The 13,976-nt window shown below is 71.9% G+C and carries 14 protein-coding genes; 6 read left to right on the top strand and 8 right to left on the bottom strand.

The features are described from left to right. Positions 1 to 45: 45 nt before the first annotated feature. Both ABTX62_RS08530 and ABTX62_RS08525 read right to left on the bottom strand, forming a co-directional pair. Complete coding sequence (locus ABTX62_RS08530; RefSeq protein ID WP_352115457.1) at positions 46 to 522, bottom strand: MarR family winged helix-turn-helix transcriptional regulator; 477 nt, start codon at positions 520 to 522, stop codon at positions 46 to 48. Then, a complete protein-coding gene (locus tag ABTX62_RS08525) occupies positions 519 to 1,142 on the bottom strand; it encodes a type 1 glutamine amidotransferase family protein (RefSeq protein ID WP_352115456.1) in 624 nt (207 codons plus the stop codon). Before ABTX62_RS08525 ends, ABTX62_RS08530 begins: the two co-directional genes overlap by 4 nt. A gap of 160 nt (positions 1,143 to 1,302) precedes the next feature. On the opposite strand from ABTX62_RS08525, the gene ABTX62_RS08520 reads away from it, so the two are divergent. From ABTX62_RS08520 to ABTX62_RS08510, 3 genes are all read left to right on the top strand, one after another. After that, positions 1,303 to 2,658 (top strand): aspartate aminotransferase family protein, encoded by a 1,356-nt coding sequence (locus ABTX62_RS08520; protein ID WP_352115455.1) that lies wholly within the window; start codon positions 1,303 to 1,305, stop codon positions 2,656 to 2,658. 117 nt (positions 2,659 to 2,775) lie between these two features. Further along, entirely contained in the window at positions 2,776 to 3,477 is a 702-nt protein-coding gene (locus ABTX62_RS08515; protein WP_352115603.1) for a GntR family transcriptional regulator, read from the top strand. A gap of 121 nt (positions 3,478 to 3,598) precedes the next feature. Continuing rightward, on the top strand, positions 3,599 to 4,249 hold the full coding sequence (locus ABTX62_RS08510) for a putative DNA-mimic protein (protein ID WP_352115454.1): 651 nt from the start codon (positions 3,599 to 3,601) through the stop codon (positions 4,247 to 4,249). Positions 4,250 to 4,258: 9 nt separating this feature from the next. Here the strand turns inward: ABTX62_RS08510 and ABTX62_RS08505 are convergent, their stop codons facing one another. Next, the gene (locus ABTX62_RS08505; RefSeq protein ID WP_352115453.1) at positions 4,259 to 4,552 is read right to left on the bottom strand and encodes a hypothetical protein; all 294 of its coding nucleotides are present in this window, start codon (positions 4,550 to 4,552) and stop codon (positions 4,259 to 4,261) included. A gap of 415 nt (positions 4,553 to 4,967) precedes the next feature. Next, on the bottom strand, positions 4,968 to 6,251 hold the full coding sequence (locus ABTX62_RS08500) for an adenylosuccinate synthase (protein ID WP_283968104.1): 1,284 nt from the start codon (positions 6,249 to 6,251) through the stop codon (positions 4,968 to 4,970). A gap of 185 nt (positions 6,252 to 6,436) precedes the next feature. Here ABTX62_RS08500 and ABTX62_RS08495 point away from each other — a divergent pair, with 185 nt between their 5' ends. Continuing rightward, the gene (locus ABTX62_RS08495) at positions 6,437 to 7,315 is read left to right on the top strand and encodes a diacylglycerol kinase family protein (protein ID WP_352115452.1); all 879 of its coding nucleotides are present in this window, start codon (positions 6,437 to 6,439) and stop codon (positions 7,313 to 7,315) included. Between the two features lie 106 nt (positions 7,316 to 7,421). Here the strand turns inward: ABTX62_RS08495 and ABTX62_RS08490 are convergent, their stop codons facing one another. Continuing rightward, positions 7,422 to 7,919, bottom strand: a complete 498-nt coding sequence (locus ABTX62_RS08490) for a GbsR/MarR family transcriptional regulator (RefSeq protein WP_283968106.1) — start codon at positions 7,917 to 7,919, stop codon at positions 7,422 to 7,424. A 73-nt stretch (positions 7,920 to 7,992) separates the two neighbouring features. Here ABTX62_RS08490 and ABTX62_RS08485 point away from each other — a divergent pair, with 73 nt between their 5' ends. Beyond that, the gene (locus ABTX62_RS08485; protein ID WP_352115451.1) at positions 7,993 to 8,898 is read left to right on the top strand and encodes an ABC transporter ATP-binding protein; all 906 of its coding nucleotides are present in this window, start codon (positions 7,993 to 7,995) and stop codon (positions 8,896 to 8,898) included. Further along, a complete protein-coding gene (locus ABTX62_RS08480; RefSeq protein WP_352115450.1) occupies positions 8,895 to 10,493 on the top strand; it encodes an ABC transporter permease in 1,599 nt (532 codons plus the stop codon). The genes ABTX62_RS08485 and ABTX62_RS08480 overlap by 4 nt, the downstream gene beginning before the upstream one ends. 26 nt (positions 10,494 to 10,519) lie before the next feature. Here the strand turns inward: ABTX62_RS08480 and ABTX62_RS08475 are convergent, their stop codons facing one another. Genes ABTX62_RS08475 through ABTX62_RS08465 form a run of 3 tightly spaced genes read right to left on the bottom strand, consistent with a single transcriptional unit; the run spans position 10,520 to position 13,802 of the window. Then, positions 10,520 to 11,740, bottom strand: coding sequence for a cytochrome P450 (locus ABTX62_RS08475; protein WP_352115449.1), 1,221 nt, complete (start codon positions 11,738 to 11,740; stop codon positions 10,520 to 10,522). 53 nt (positions 11,741 to 11,793) lie between these two features. Further along, entirely contained in the window at positions 11,794 to 12,459 is a 666-nt protein-coding gene (locus ABTX62_RS08470; protein WP_283968110.1) for a response regulator, read from the bottom strand. Beyond that, positions 12,456 to 13,802: a sensor histidine kinase gene (locus ABTX62_RS08465; protein WP_352115448.1), complete on the bottom strand. Its 1,347-nt coding sequence runs from the start codon at positions 13,800 to 13,802 to the stop codon at positions 12,456 to 12,458. Before ABTX62_RS08465 ends, ABTX62_RS08470 begins: the two co-directional genes overlap by 4 nt. Positions 13,803 to 13,976 lie beyond the last annotated feature (174 nt).

Raw genomic sequence — 13,976 nt, 5'->3', positions numbered from 1 at the left:
ATCGAGAATAGTGCGGGTCGGGGCCGGGGGGGGTCCGGGCGAGGTCTACGGTTCCGTAACAGGCGGGGGGTGGGTGCCGGGCAGCCCCACCTGGTCGAGTGCCTGCGACAGCCGTTCCAGCGTCCGCACCGCCTCCATGAGCTCCCTCTCGCCGAACGCCTCGGCCAGCCGGTCGGCGAACGCCGCGTGCCCGGGGTCGATCCGGGCGATCGCCGCACGGCCCTCGCCGGTCGGCGCGAGGAGCTTGGCGCGGCGGTGCGCGGGGTTGGGCCGGTACTCCGCCAGTCCCCGCTCGACCAGCAGGTCGGCGATGCGCTGCACGCTCTGCCGGGTGATGCCCATGGCGCGGGCGATGCCGGAGACGGGCAGCGGTTCGCCGAGGACCGCGCCGAGCACCTGCCACCAGGCGGCCGTGAGCCCGGCGGGGCGGGCCAGTTCCTCCGCGACGGCGAGGAACTGGCCGTTGAGCCGGAACACCCCGAGGGCGCTGCGGCTGAGCAGGTCCTGGCGCTCGCGGCTCACAGCGCGCCGGCCTGCTCCAGCACCTCGTACGCCTGTGCGTCGGAGTCGTGGAACAGCCGGTACCAGGCGTCGAGCACCCCGTCGTCGTAGACCCCGAGCAGGCGGAGGATCTCCCGGGCGAAGGCGACGGGTTCGGTCGGGCCCGCGGTGACCAGGCCGCCGTCGGTGACGGCGTCGGCCTCGACGTAGCGTCCGCCGCCCGCGTAGCCGGTCGCGGCCAGGTAGAAGGAGACCGCGCTGGTGTGATCGCGGTCGTCGAGCAGGCCTTCCCGGGCGAGGCCGGCCGTGGCGCCGCAGATCGCGGCGACGGGGACGCCCGCGCGGAGGAACTCCCCGGCCTTGCGGGCGAAGGGGGCGAGGTCGCCCGAAGCGTCCCAGAGGTCGGCGCCCGGGAGGATCAGCAGCGCGCTGTCCTCGGGGCGCAGGTCGTCCAGCGCGAGGTCGGGCCCGATGCGCAGACCGCCGATGCTCCTCACCGGGGCCGTGGACGGGCCGACGGTGCGGATCTCCCGGCCGGCGCGGGCGAGCTGGGCCGTGGCGTGGCCGGTCTCCCAGTCGGCGAGGGTGTCGTAGACGGCGAGATGGACGGGCTTGCCGTGCCGGGCGGCGGTGGCGTTCATGGCTCCTCCTCGATCCCATGGTCTTATGACAGCATACTGTCTATTAGACAGCACGCTGTCACAGCGCTCGTTCCGTCTGGACAACCTGTCGCGGAATGCCGCCGACGCCAGACAGGCCGCCGATTTCACCGCCCTCTCCACCGCACCTACGCTCGCCCGCATGACCCCTCAGCCGAACCCCGAAGCCGGCGCCGTCGTGCAGGCCGCCGACCGCGACCATGTGTTCCACTCCTGGTCCGCTCAGGAGCTCATCGACCCGCTCGCCGTCGCCGGTGCCGAGGGGTCGCACTTCTGGGACTACGACGGCCGGCGCTACCTCGACTTCTCCAGCGGGCTCGTCTACACGAACGTCGGCTACCAGCACCCGAAGATCGTCGCCGCGATCCAGGAGCAGGCCGCGAGGATGACGACCTTCGCCCCCGCCTTCGCCGTCGAGGCACGGTCGGAGGCGGCCCGGCTGATCGCCGAGCGGACCCCCGGCGACCTGGACAAGATCTTCTTCACCAACGGCGGCGCCGACGCCGTCGAGCACGCGATCCGGATGGCCCGCCTGCACACGGGCCGCCCCAAGGTGCTCTCGGCGTACCGCTCGTACCACGGAGGTACGCAGCAGGCCGTGAACATCACCGGCGACCCGCGCCGCTGGGCCTCCGACAGCGGCACGGCCGGGGTCGTGCGCTTCTGGGCGCCCTACCTCTACCGCTCCCGCTTCTACGCCGAGACGGAGGAGCAGGAGTGCGCGCGGGCGCTGGAGCACCTGGAGACGACGATCGCCTTCGAGGGACCCTCGACCGTCGCGGCGATCATCCTGGAGACCATCCCCGGCACGGCCGGGATCATGGTCCCGCCACCCGGCTATCTCGCCGGGGTGCGGGAGATCTGCGACCGGCACGGGATCGTCTTCGTCCTGGACGAGGTCATGGCCGGGTTCGGGCGGACCGGTGAGTGGTTCGCGGCGGACCTGTTCGACGTCACGCCTGACCTGCTCACCTTCGCCAAGGGCGTGAACAGCGGATATGTGCCGCTGGGCGGGGTGGCGATCTCCGGCGCGATCGCAAAGACCTTCGGCAAGCGGCCGTACCCCGGCGGCCTGACGTACTCCGGGCACCCGCTGGCGTGCGCCGCCGCCGTCGCGACGATCGGCGTGATGGCCGAGGAGGGCGTCGTGGAGAACGCGGCCCGGCTGGGCGAGTCCGTCGTCGGGCCGGAGCTGCGGGCGCTCGCCGAGCGGCACCCGAGCATCGGCGAGGTGCGCGGCGTGGGCATGTTCTGGGCGCTGGAGCTGGTGCGCGACCGCGCGACGCGGGAGCCGCTGGTGCCGTACAACGCGACCGGTGAGGCGAACGCGCCCATGGCCGCCTTCGCCGCCGCCGCGAAGAAGGGCGGGCTGTGGCCGTTCGTGAACATGAACCGGACGCACGTGGTGCCACCGTGCAACATCAGCGAGGCGGAGCTGAAGGAGGGCCTCGCGGCGCTGGACTCGGCGCTCTCGGTGGCGGACGAGTACACGCGGTAAAGACCTGTAAACCCGTCAGTAACCGACATTCTCGCGCCTCATCCGAACGCGTAAGGTGGCGTGCTCGTAGACATGTACGCGCACGCCACCGAACGCGACGAGGGAGACGCCCTGACCATGCCCGCCAGCACCGGCAACGGCGCCGTGACACGCAGCACCCTGCGGCAGCAGATCGCCGACGCGCTTCGTGACGAGGTGCTGGCCGGGCGGCTCCAGCCCGGGCAGGAGTTCACGGTCAAGGAGATCGCCGAGCAGTACGGGGTGTCCGCGACGCCGGTGCGCGAGGCGCTCGTCGACCTCTCCGCGCAGGGGCTCCTGGAAGCCGATCAGCACCGCGGCTTCCGGGTCCGCGAGTACTCGGTCGACGACTTCCGCGGCATGATCGAGGCCCGCGGGCTGGTCATCGAGGGGATGTTCCTCGCGCTGACCGAGGGACGCCCCGACGCGGTGCGGCCGGACGATCCCCGGGCCGCCGCCGTCGTCGCCGGGGTCCGCCGGCGCGGCGAGGAGGCGCAGCGGGCCGCCGCCGCCGGTGACCTCACCGTCCTCATCGGCTACGACCTGCGCTTCTGGCGCGAGCTCGGCGCCTGCTTCGGCAACCCCTACCTCGCCGACTTCCTGCACCGGCTGCGCGTCCAGACCTGGGTCTGCGCGGTGCAGCACCTGCGCCGGCTGACCGATCTGCGCGGCGAGCTGTGGGCCGGTCACACCGAGCTGGTCGAGGCCCTGATCGACCGCGACAACGACACCGCCCGGGCGATCATCGCCGCGTACAACAGGCACTCGCTCAGCCTGATCGAGCGGCTCGCCTCCGGATGACCCGAGTCGTCGCTGTCCGTATGGGTATGGGACATGCACGGCGGGAGCCGTGCCCGCGGCGCACCGCTACCCTTCTTGACCATCGTGCTACCCGACCACCGCGCTGAGCGAGGAGCCTTCTTTGGCCTGTGACCTGTGGCTGGTACCGCTCGTCGACGTGTTGTGCCACACGCCGGACAACCCCTTCGCCGAGGAACTCGCGCAATACAACAAGGTGCTCGCGGAGGCCGGTCTGCCGCCGGTGCCGGTGTACCAGTACATGCCGGGCCTGTCCGGCGAGGTCGCCCCGGTCGCGGGCTTCGACTACGACGCGCTGCACTTCCTGCGCCGCGTCTACCTGCTCCAGGTGTGCGGCCTGCCGGTGGCGCCGGTGGACGAGCTGGGCGGCGACTACGAGCAGTTGCTGGAGATGTTCGAGTCGACGGCCCAGCAGTCGCACCTCGTCTGGCACTACGACCACGCGGGCGCCTACGTCCCCGTCGACTTCCCCTCTCCGCTCGCCGACGACGATCTCCTCGCGGGCGGCGGCCCGCTGGGCTCCTCGCACGCCCTGCTGCGGGAGCTGGAGCTGGTCGCCCCGGCGCTCGGCATCGACCCGGCCAACCCGCCGGCGGCCCCCCGGCCGCCGCTCGCCCCGACGGAGCTGGAGGAGCCCGCCGTACCCGCCCCGTACGACCCGAGCCCGTTCGCCCGTGAACGGCACGTCTGGCTCGGGTTGCACGCGGCCGTGACCCGCAGCCTCGCCCAGGGATCGATGATCGTCTTCAGCTGAGCCGGCGGCTCAGCGTCCCAGCTGGGAGAGGCCCTTCTGCACGTCCTCGGCGTTCATCACCGGCGTGTAGGTGATCTCCGCGCCCAGCTGAAGGAAGAATGGCTCGCTGAGCACCGGCATCTGCCAGCTGTCCTGCATGTCGAAGACCACGTAGGCGGTGCGCTTGCCATGGTCAGTGGTGAAATAGGCCGCTTCGGGCTTGATCTGTTCCATCGACTCCTGGATCAGCTTCCCCATGGTGCCGTTCCGGATGGCCTCGTTGGCCTTCTCGGTGTCCATGGACGCCTTGAGCAGTACGCGCATCGCACTCACCTTCTTCTGGTCGACGCACGCGGACCGATGACTCCACCCTATGCCCGTTATGCCTGTTTCGCGGGTGTCCCCGCGGCAGGACGGCGGCCGCCCCCGCCACGTTTTCCGCGGTCTGATCACAGCGACCGCCTGCCGCCTCGGACAGCGGTCTGCGCCCAGGCGCCGGCCGCAGCACCGGTCAGAGGGCGTATCACTCGAATGGGAGAGGTGATGAGGCTGCTCCTGCGGCAGCCGGGCGTGGGGGACCTCGGCGGACCTCGGCCTCGGCGGAGCGAGGCGCAGCGGCAGATCCGTCTCGAAGGTGCCGTCCCTGCGCAGCCAGAGAGCGATGGCGGGCATGCCGCCTCCGGCGGCCGGCCCGCGTGGGCGGGCATGCCGCCGGAGGCGGTGGTACGGACGGGTGGGGTCAGATGAACGAGTTGATCTCGATCGTCTCGTCCCGGCCCGGGCCGACGCCGATGGCGGAGATCGGGGCGCCGGACATCTCCTCCAGCGCCTTCACGTACGCCTGGGCGTTCTTCGGCAGGTCACCGAAGGTCTTCGCCTTGGAGATGTCCTCGTTCCACCCCGGGAGCATCTCGTAGACCGGCTTGGCGTGGTGGAAGTCGGTCTGGGAGTACGGGAGCTCCTCGACGCGCTTGCCGTCGATCTCGTACGCCACGCAGACCGGGATCTGCTCCCAGCCGGTGAGGACGTCGAGCTTGGTGAGGAAGAAGTCGGTCAGGCCGTTCACGCGGGTCGCGTAGCGGGCGATGACCGCGTCGAACCAGCCGCAGCGGCGGTCACGGCCGGTGGTGACACCGCGCTCACCGCCGATGCGGCGCAGCGCCTCGCCGTCCTCGTCGAACAGTTCGGTCGGGAACGGACCGGCGCCGACCCGGGTCGTGTAGGCCTTGAGGATGCCGATGACCCGGCTGATCTTCGTCGGGCCGACACCGGCGCCGGTGCAGGCGCCGCCCGCGGTCGGGTTCGACGAGGTGACGAAGGGGTACGTGCCGTGGTCGATGTCGAGGAGCGTGCCCTGGCCGCCCTCGAACAGCACGACCTTGTCCTCCTCCAGCGCCCGGTTGAGGACCAGGACGGTGTCGGCGACGTACGGCGCGAGCTTGTCGGCGTAGGCCAGCAGTTCCTCGACCACCTGGTCCACGGCGATCGCGCGCCGGTTGTAGAGCTTGGTGAGGATCTGGTTCTTGGCGTCGAGGGCCGCCTCGACCTTCTGCGTGAGGATCGACTCGTCGTACAGGTCCTGCACGCGGATGCCGACGCGGTTGATCTTGTCGGCGTAGGTCGGGCCGATGCCGCGCCCGGTCGTGCCGATCTTCCGCTTGCCGAGGAAGCGCTCGGTCACCTTGTCCACCGTCACGTTGTACGGGGTGATGATGTGCGCGTTTCCGCTGATGAGGAGCTTGGACGTGTCGACGCCACGCTCGTTCAGACCGCTCAGCTCGGAGAGCAGGACCGACGGGTCGACGACGACGCCGTTACCGATGACCGGCGTACAGCCGGGAGACAGGATTCCGGAAGGGAGGAGGTGCAGTGCGTACTTCTGGTCACCGACGACCACCGTGTGGCCGGCGTTGTTGCCGCCCTGGTAGCGCACCACATAATCCACTGAACCACCGAGCAGGTCGGTGGCCTTTCCCTTGCCTTCGTCACCCCACTGAGCACCGAGCAGCACAAGTGCGGGCACGCGCGTACACCCCTTCCGGGTGGGGCATGTCCATGGTCGAGGGCGCACGCGGAAGTATGGAGCCGCGTGCACCGCGACCGCCGTTGGCCGCCAACCGTCGGACCGGATGCCCCGGAATAGACGAAGCCCCTGGCGCAATAGCGCAAGGGGCTCTTGCACAAAGATGCTACCCGAGGAAGCGAGGCATGGCCGAGGTGGCGACTTCCGCGACGTCCGAGCAGCTGTTGGTGGTGGTCGACCCGGTCGCCCGTAGGTCGGACGGCGAGTCCGTCAGGATCGCGAAAGACGTGCTCGGAGCGGGTGCCGGCATGAAGCTGTGCCTGCCGGACGGGCCCGAGGAATTCGCGCGGGCACTGGCCCGGCGGGGCTCGCGGCGTCCGGTGGTGGTGGGCGACGACCGGGCCCTGATCCGTGCGGTGGCGCTGCTGCACCGCCACCGGGAGCTGGCCGGATGCGCGCTGTCGGTGGTGCCGGTCGGCGCCGCGCAGTCCCTGGCCCGGTCGCTGGGGGTGCCGGCGGGGACGGTGGCGGCGGCGCGGGCGGTGCTCGACGGGGTCGAGCGGCGGATGGACCTGATGGTCGACGACAGTGACGGGGTGGTGCTCGGGGCGCTGCGGATACCGCCGCTCTCCCCCTTCCCGGCGGCCGAGGATCCGGGAACCGGGGATCCCGAGGACGCGACGGGCCGCCCGTGGCTGCGGACCTGCCAGTACCTGGTTCGCACCCTGGTCCCGGCCGGCCGCCCGTCCCGGCTCGCCGCCGCGCCCGAGCCGGGGCCGTCCCGGCTGCGGGTCGAGGTGGACGGGGAGACCCTCGTCGACCTGAACCAGCCGGTGGAGGCGGTGTCGGTGTCCCCGGGCGCCGCGGGGATCGCCTCGGTGGAGGTCAGACCGCTGTCGGTGGGCGCCGAGGCCTCTCCGCTGCTCGCGCGGGGGCGGACGGTGACGGTGTCGGGGGCGCACTTCCGCTACCGGGCGGACACGGTGGTGTCGGGGCCGGTACGGACCCGGACCTGGGTGGTGCGGGAAGGGGCCTGGGGGCTGACGGTGCCGGCGGGGCAGTGAGCCGGGCCGTGCGGCCGCGAGGGCGGTTTTCGCCACCGGCGCCGGCGGGGCAGTGAGCCCGGGCCGTGCGGCCGCGAGGGCGGTTTTCGCCGCGAGCACACGCTTCTCACTCCCGGCCGAACATCTTCTCCCGGTGCGCCCTCCAGCGCTCCATCATCGCCGCGACCTCGTCCTCGACGAACTCGAAGAACGCGAGCGTCTCGGCCATACGGCGGCCCGCCGGGGTGTCGGCGCCCAGGCTGGTGAGGCCCTCGCGCAGGGCGCCTTCCCAGCGCTTGATGACGGCCTCACGGTTGGTCAGCGCCTCGTACCACTGGTTGCCGTGCACCCGGTAGCGCTCCTTGCGCGATCCGGGTTCCCGTTCCCGCGAGACCATGTGCTGCTGCGCCAGGTAGCGCACCGCCCCGGACACCGCCGCCGGACTGATCCGCAACTGTTCGCCCAGTTCGGCGGATGTCATCGCGCCCTCGTCCGAGGAGAGCAGCGCGACGAAGACGCGGGCGGGCATCCGCGGCAGGCCCGCCTCGACGAGCTGCGCCGCGAAGGACTCGACGAACCTCGACACCGCCTCGGCGTCCCGCGCGTTCCCGGCTGATCCTGTCATGGGGCCCACCCTATCCAGGGTTCAAAGCGTTTCTTATCTTCACAAATTCCTGAAAGAACTGTACGTTCTGAACATGACGAAGGCCATCACCGTCTCCGGACTGCACAAGTCCTTCGGGCGGACGCGCGCGCTCGACGGACTCGATCTGGACGTCGCCACCGGCGAGGTCCACGGCTTCCTCGGCCCCAACGGCGCCGGCAAGTCCACCGCCATCCGGGTCCTGCTCGGCCTGCTGCGCGCCGACTCGGGCGCCGCGCGGGTGCTCGGCCGCGATCCCTGGACGGACGCGGTGGAGGCGCACCGCCGGATCGCCTACGTCCCCGGGGACGTGACCCTGTGGCGCAACCTCTCCGGCGGCGAGGTCATCGACCTCTACGGCCGGCTGCGCGGAGGACTCGACGCCGGGCGCCGGGCGGAACTGGTCGAGCGCTTCGAACTCGACCCCACCAAAAAGGGCCGCACGTACTCCAAGGGCAACCGGCAGAAGGTCGCCCTGGTGGCCGCGTTCGCCTCGGATGTCGACCTGCTGATCCTGGACGAGCCGACCTCGGGTCTGGACCCGCTGATGGAGGGGGTCTTCCGGCGCTGCGTCGAGGAGGAACGCGACCGGGGCCGTACGGTCCTGCTCTCCTCCCACATCCTCAGCGAGGTCGAGGAGCTGTGCGACCGGGTGAGCATCATCCGCAAGGGCCGTACGGTCGAGAGCGGTTCGCTCGCGGACCTGCGCCACCTGACCCGCACCAGTGTCGTCGCCGAGCTGGCGGGCCCGCCGGGCGGCTTGGCGGAACTGCCCGGCGTGCACGACCTCGACGTGCGGGGGCGCCGCGTCCGGCTCCAGGTCGACACCGACCGGCTGGACGGTGTCCTGCGGTCGCTGACCGAGTCGGGGGTGCGGTCGCTGACGTCGACCCCGCCGACGCTGGAGGAACTGTTCCTGCGGCACTACCAGGACGAGGCGGCCGAGGCGGCGGTCCGATGACGGCCTTCGCGGTGCGGTCCGGCAGCGCACGCCAACTGGCCGGTACGGGCACGCTGCTGCGGTTCGCGCTGCGCCGTGACCGGCTGATGGTCCCGGTCTGGGTCGCGGTGAACGCGCTGATGGTCCTCTCCATGCCGGGCGCGCTGGAGGGCCTGTACGGCGCCCCCGCCGAACGCGCCGACCTGATCCGGCAGGTGGACACCAACTCCTCGCTGCGCGCGATGGTCGGACCCGTCTTCGGTGACTCCCTGGGCGCGCTGACCGCCTGGCGGGCCGGTGTCTACGCCGGTGCACTGGCGGCCGTGACGAGCCTGCTGGTCGTCGTACGGCACACCCGTGACGAGGAGGAGAGCGGCCGTCAGGAACTGGTGGCGTCCGGCATGGTGGGCCGCCGGGCCTCCCTGACGGCGGCCCTGCTGGCGGCAGCGGTCGCGAACGGGGCGCTGGCGCTGCTGCTGACGGCCGGCCTGGCGGGCCAGGGCATCACCGGGGCTCTGGCTCTCGGGCTCGGCATCGCCGCGGTCGGCATGGTCTTCGCCACGATGGCGGCGATCGTCGCGCAGCTGACGGAGAGCGCGCGGCCGGCCCGCGGTCTGACGGCGGCGGTGCTGGGCATCGCGTTCGTGCTGCGCGCGGCGGGCGACTCGGTGACGCACGACGGCTCGTCGGCGCTGACGTGGCTGTCGCCGCTGGGGTGGCTGGAGAACCTGCGGCCCTACGCGTCCGAGCGCTGGTGGGTGCTGGCGCTGCTCGCAGGGGCGGCGGCACTCCAGGGTGTGGTGGCCTACGTCCTGGCCGGCCGCCGGGACCTCGGCATGAGCTTCCTGCCGACGCGGCCGGGCCCGGCGTCCGGCCGCCTGGGCAACGCGGGGGCCCTGGCCTGGCGGTTGCAGCGGGGCGGCGTGCTGGGCTGGAGCATCGGCTTCTTCCTGGCCGGGGTCGTCTACGGCGGCCTGGCCGAGGGTGCGGCCGACCTGGTCGGCGACAACGACAATGCCCGGCGGATCTTCGAGCGGATGGGCGGACAGTCCGGCCTGGAGGACGCGTTCCTGGCGTCCATGGCCGGCCTGCTGGGCCTGGTCGCGGCGCTGTACATCGTGGCGTCGGTGCTGCGCCTGCACGCCGAGGAGACCTCGGGCCGGGCGGAACCGGTACTGGCGAACGCGGTCGGGCGGCTGAGCTGGGCCGCCGGGCATCTGGTGATCGCCTTCGGCGGTGCCGCCCTGATCATGCTCCTGGCCGGAGGGGGCCTCGCCGTCGGCTACGGCAAGGAGGCCGGCCCCCTCATGGGCGCGTGCCTGGTGCAGCTTCCGGCGGTGTGGGTGATCGGCGGGCTGGCGGTGCTGCTGTACGGGGTCCTGCCCCGGGCGGCCATGGCGGCGTGGGGCGTCGCCGGGGCGGTGCTGCTGATCGGCTGGATCGGACCCGCCCTGGACGTGCCGCAGGCGGTGCTGGACCTCTCCCCGTTCGGGCACCTGCCGAAGCTGCCGGGCGGCTCCATGGAGTGGGAGCCGGTGGCGGCGCTGACCGGGCCGGCGGTCATGCTGGTGGCCGGGGGCCTGGCGGGGCTGCGAAGGAGGGACATGACCATGTGAGCAGTCGACGTCCCCCCTGGCGGTGATCACCCCACCTCGACGGCCAGTCCCTCCAGCCCTCTGATCACGAAGTTCGGCTTCCGCTCCGGCTCGGCGGCGAGCCGGAGCGTCGGCGCCCTGTCCAGCAGCGCCCCCATCGAGGCCGCCAGTTCGATACGGGCCAGGGGGGCGCCGATGCAGTAGTGGATGCCGGCGCTGAAGGAGATGTGGGGGTTGTCGGTGCGGGTCAGGTCCAGGGCGGACGGAGTGTCGAACACCGCCGGGTCGTGGTTGGCGGAGCCGAAGAGCATGGCGATCTCCGCGCCGCGGGGGATCGTCGTGCCGGCGATCTCGATCTCGTCCAGGACCCAGCGCTCGAACAGCTGGAGCGGGGTGTCGTAGCGCATCAGCTCCTCGACGGCGGAGGGGATGAGCGTGTGGTCCGCGCGCAGCAGCTCCAGCTGGGAGGGGTTGCGGAACAGGGCGTACCAGCCGTTGACCGTGGAGTTCACCGTGGCCTCGTGACCGGCGTTCAGGAGGAGGACGCAGGTGGAGATCATCTCCTGCTCGGTGAGGCGGTCGCCCTCGTCGTGGGCCTCGATGAGACCCGAGACGAGGTCCTCGCCCGGCTCCTTGCGGCGGGCCGCGATCAGCTCGCGCAGGTAGTCGGAGAACTCCACCGACGCCCGGACCGCCCTCGCCGCCGTGTCCTCGGACGGGTTCAGCTCGTACATCCCGCAGATGTCCGCCGACCAGGGGCGCAGCGGAGCCCGGTCGGACTCCGGGATGCCGAGCATCTCGGCGATCACCGCGACGGGCAGGGGCTCGGCGACATCCTTCAGCAGGTCGCCGCCGCCCGCCTCGACCAGCGCGGAGGCCAGATCGTCGGCCAGGCCCCGCACATACGGCTTCAGCCGCTCCACCGTGCGCGGTGTGAACGCCTTCGACACCAGGCGGCGGATCCGGGTGTGGTCCGGCGGCTCCAGGTCGAGCATCCCGTGATCGTTGAGCGTGTGGAACGGCTCCTGCTCCGGCGGGGGCGCCGTGCGGCCGAACTCCTCGTGCGTGAACCGGTGCTGGTACGTCCGGCCGAGGCGCCGGTCGCGCAGCAGGGCCGAGACGTCCGCGTGGTGCGGGACGAGCCACTGGTTCGTGGGCTCGAACCAGTGCACGCGGCCCCGGGCACGCAGTTCGGCGTAGGCGGGGTACGGGTCGGCGAGGAACGCCGGGTCCCACGGGTCGAACCCGAGGTCGAAAGCAGCTGCCATGAAGGGACGCTAGCCCGGCATCCCCCGCTCTGACCAGGGGTGGCGCCCGCTCGTCACCCCGGCGTCACCAGCCGCGCCTCGTAGGCGAACACCGCCGCCTGGGTCCGGTCCCGGAGGCCCAGCTTCACCAGGATCCGGCTGACATGCGTCTTGATCGTCGACTCGGCGACCACCAGCCGCTGCGCGATCTCCGAGTTCGACAGGCCCTGCGCGATGAGGACCAGCACCTCCGTCTCCCGGTCGGTGAGGTCCCCGTACGCCGCCTGCGCGGACGGCATCAGGCGCGGGGTCGCGGACAGCTTGGAGAACTCGGTGATCAGCCGTCTGGTCACCGACGGGGCCAGCAGGGCCTCCCCGGAGGCCACCACGCGCACCCCGTCGGCGAGCTGACGGGCCGAGGCGTCCTTGAGGAGGAATCCGGAGGCACCCGCGCGCAGCGCCTGGTACACGTACTCGTCGAGATCGAAGGTGGTCAGCACCAGCACCTTCGCCGCGCCGTCGGCGGCGACGATCTCGCGCGTCGCCTCGATGCCGTTCAGTTCGGGCATGCGGATGTCCATCAGCACCACGTCCGGGGCGAGCTCGCGGACCTTGGTGACGGCCTCCCGGCCGTTCACCGCCTCGCCGACGACCTCGATGTCCGGCATCGCGTTCAGCAAGACCGAGAAACCCTCACGCACCATCATCTGGTCGTCCGCGATCAGGACCCGGATGGTCATGCGTCGTCCTCGTCCGGCAGGGTGACCGGCAGGAACACCGCCACCTCGTAACCTCCGTCGTCGGTGCCGCCCGCCGTCATCTCGCCGTTCAGCATCGACACCCGCTCCCGCATGCCCGTGATGCCGTGCCCGGCGCCGGGCGAGGGCTTGATCAGGCTCGGGTTGGGCGGCGGGCCGTTGACTATGCGCAGGCCCAGGCCGCCGAGAACGTACCCGATCTCCACGCGGGCGGTCGCGCCCGGCGCGTGCCGCAGGGTGTTGCTCAGCGCCTCCTGCACGATCCGGTACGCCGACAGTTCCACGCCCTGCGGCAGTTCCCGCACCGCCCCGATCACCACCTTGTCCACCGTCAGCCCGGCCTCCCGCACGTTGGCCAGCAGCCCGTCCAGGTCGGCGAGCGTGGGCTGCGGGGCGTCCGGGGCCTCGTAGTCCTCGGCGCGGACGACGCCCAGCACACGGCGCAGTTCGGTCAGGGCCGCCACCGCGTTCTCCCGGATGGTGGCGAAGGCCTTCTCCAGCTCCGGCGGCGGGTTCTCGACCCGGTAGGGCGCGGCCTCGGCCTGGATGGCGACCACCGACATGTGGTGGGCGACGACGTCGTGCAGCTCCCGGGCGATCGTGGTGCGCTCCTCCAGCAGGGTGCGGCGGGAGCGCTCGTGCGCGGTGACCGTCAGCTGGGCGGTGACCTCCTGCTCCGCGTGGCGCCGGACGTGCCAGACGGTGACGCAGAGCAGGATCATGGCCGACAGGACCAGCATGGGGCCGGAGTTGGTTCCGTACATGTCGTTCGGGCCGATGCCGGCGTCGGCGATGAGGGCGTAGAGCGCGGTCAGCGCCCACATCCACCCCGCCGTGCGCGGCCTGGTGCGCATCGCCACGACCGTCAGCACCGTGAGATGGCAGGCGAAGCTGCCGGCCTGCCACGGCCATTGGCCCCAGCCGCTGCCGAACATGCCGGTGATCGGGGTGGCGGCCATCGACAGCCAGAACGCCCCCACCGGCCGGGTCATGGTCATCAGCACCGGGAGCACGGTCAGCGGCACCATCAGCGGCGCCAGGCCGCCGGTGTCGACGCTGGCGCTGGACAGCAGCAGGGTGATCAGAGCGGCGAGGATGATCAGGGCGTGCGGCGCCCACGCCGCGTACTCCCGCGGCCTGGCCGGCAGCCGCCGGAGGAACCGCCCGCTCGTGCTCCTGCGGGCCAGCGGCCGGTAGGCGAAGGCGTCGTGGAAGAGGTCCTGCCGCAGCCCGCGCAGGGAGTCCACGGCCACCCGGTACTCCGGGCTGCGCGGCTTGGCCCCGGCCCCCGGCGGCGGGGTCTGGGTGTGAGTCGTCTCGGTCACGTACAGAACGGTAGGCGTACCCGGGCGTCGCGGTCGTCCCCAGTGAGAGGGGTCATAGGGCGTCCCTCTCAGGTACTACGGGGGTGACCGGGGAGGATCGGCCGCTGTGGAGGGGACCGGGGAGGACCGGCCGCGCATGGACCGGATGGTGCGCGGCCGCACCCCGGCTCCCGG

The sequence above is a fragment of the Streptomyces sp. NPDC096046 genome (assembly GCF_040303285.1).
In the GTDB taxonomy this organism is placed as follows: Bacteria; Actinomycetota; Actinomycetes; order Streptomycetales; family Streptomycetaceae; genus Streptomyces.
Note: the sequence above shows the minus strand (reverse complement) of the source record. Positions and strands in the feature narration are given on the sequence as shown.

What these genes read in the sequence shown, in the direction of transcription:
- ABTX62_RS08525 (WP_352115456.1), bottom strand. Translation starts at nt 1,142, where the DNA reads ATGAACGCCACCGCCGCCCGGCACGGCAAGCCCGTCCATCTCGCCGTC.
- ABTX62_RS08520 (WP_352115455.1), top strand. Translation starts at nt 1,303, where the DNA reads ATGACCCCTCAGCCGAACCCCGAAGCCGGCGCCGTCGTGCAGGCCGCC.
- ABTX62_RS08515 (WP_352115603.1), top strand. Translation starts at nt 2,776, where the DNA reads ATGCCCGCCAGCACCGGCAACGGCGCCGTGACACGCAGCACCCTGCGG.
- ABTX62_RS08505 (WP_352115453.1), bottom strand. Translation starts at nt 4,552, where the DNA reads ATGCGCGTACTGCTCAAGGCGTCCATGGACACCGAGAAGGCCAACGAG.
- ABTX62_RS08495 (WP_352115452.1), top strand. Translation starts at nt 6,437, where the DNA reads ATGGCCGAGGTGGCGACTTCCGCGACGTCCGAGCAGCTGTTGGTGGTG.
- ABTX62_RS08490 (WP_283968106.1), bottom strand. Translation starts at nt 7,919, where the DNA reads ATGACAGGATCAGCCGGGAACGCGCGGGACGCCGAGGCGGTGTCGAGG.
- ABTX62_RS08485 (WP_352115451.1), top strand. Translation starts at nt 7,993, where the DNA reads ATGACGAAGGCCATCACCGTCTCCGGACTGCACAAGTCCTTCGGGCGG.
- ABTX62_RS08480 (WP_352115450.1), top strand. Translation starts at nt 8,895, where the DNA reads ATGACGGCCTTCGCGGTGCGGTCCGGCAGCGCACGCCAACTGGCCGGT.
- ABTX62_RS08475 (WP_352115449.1), bottom strand. Translation starts at nt 11,740, where the DNA reads ATGGCAGCTGCTTTCGACCTCGGGTTCGACCCGTGGGACCCGGCGTTC.
- ABTX62_RS08470 (WP_283968110.1), bottom strand. Translation starts at nt 12,459, where the DNA reads ATGACCATCCGGGTCCTGATCGCGGACGACCAGATGATGGTGCGTGAG.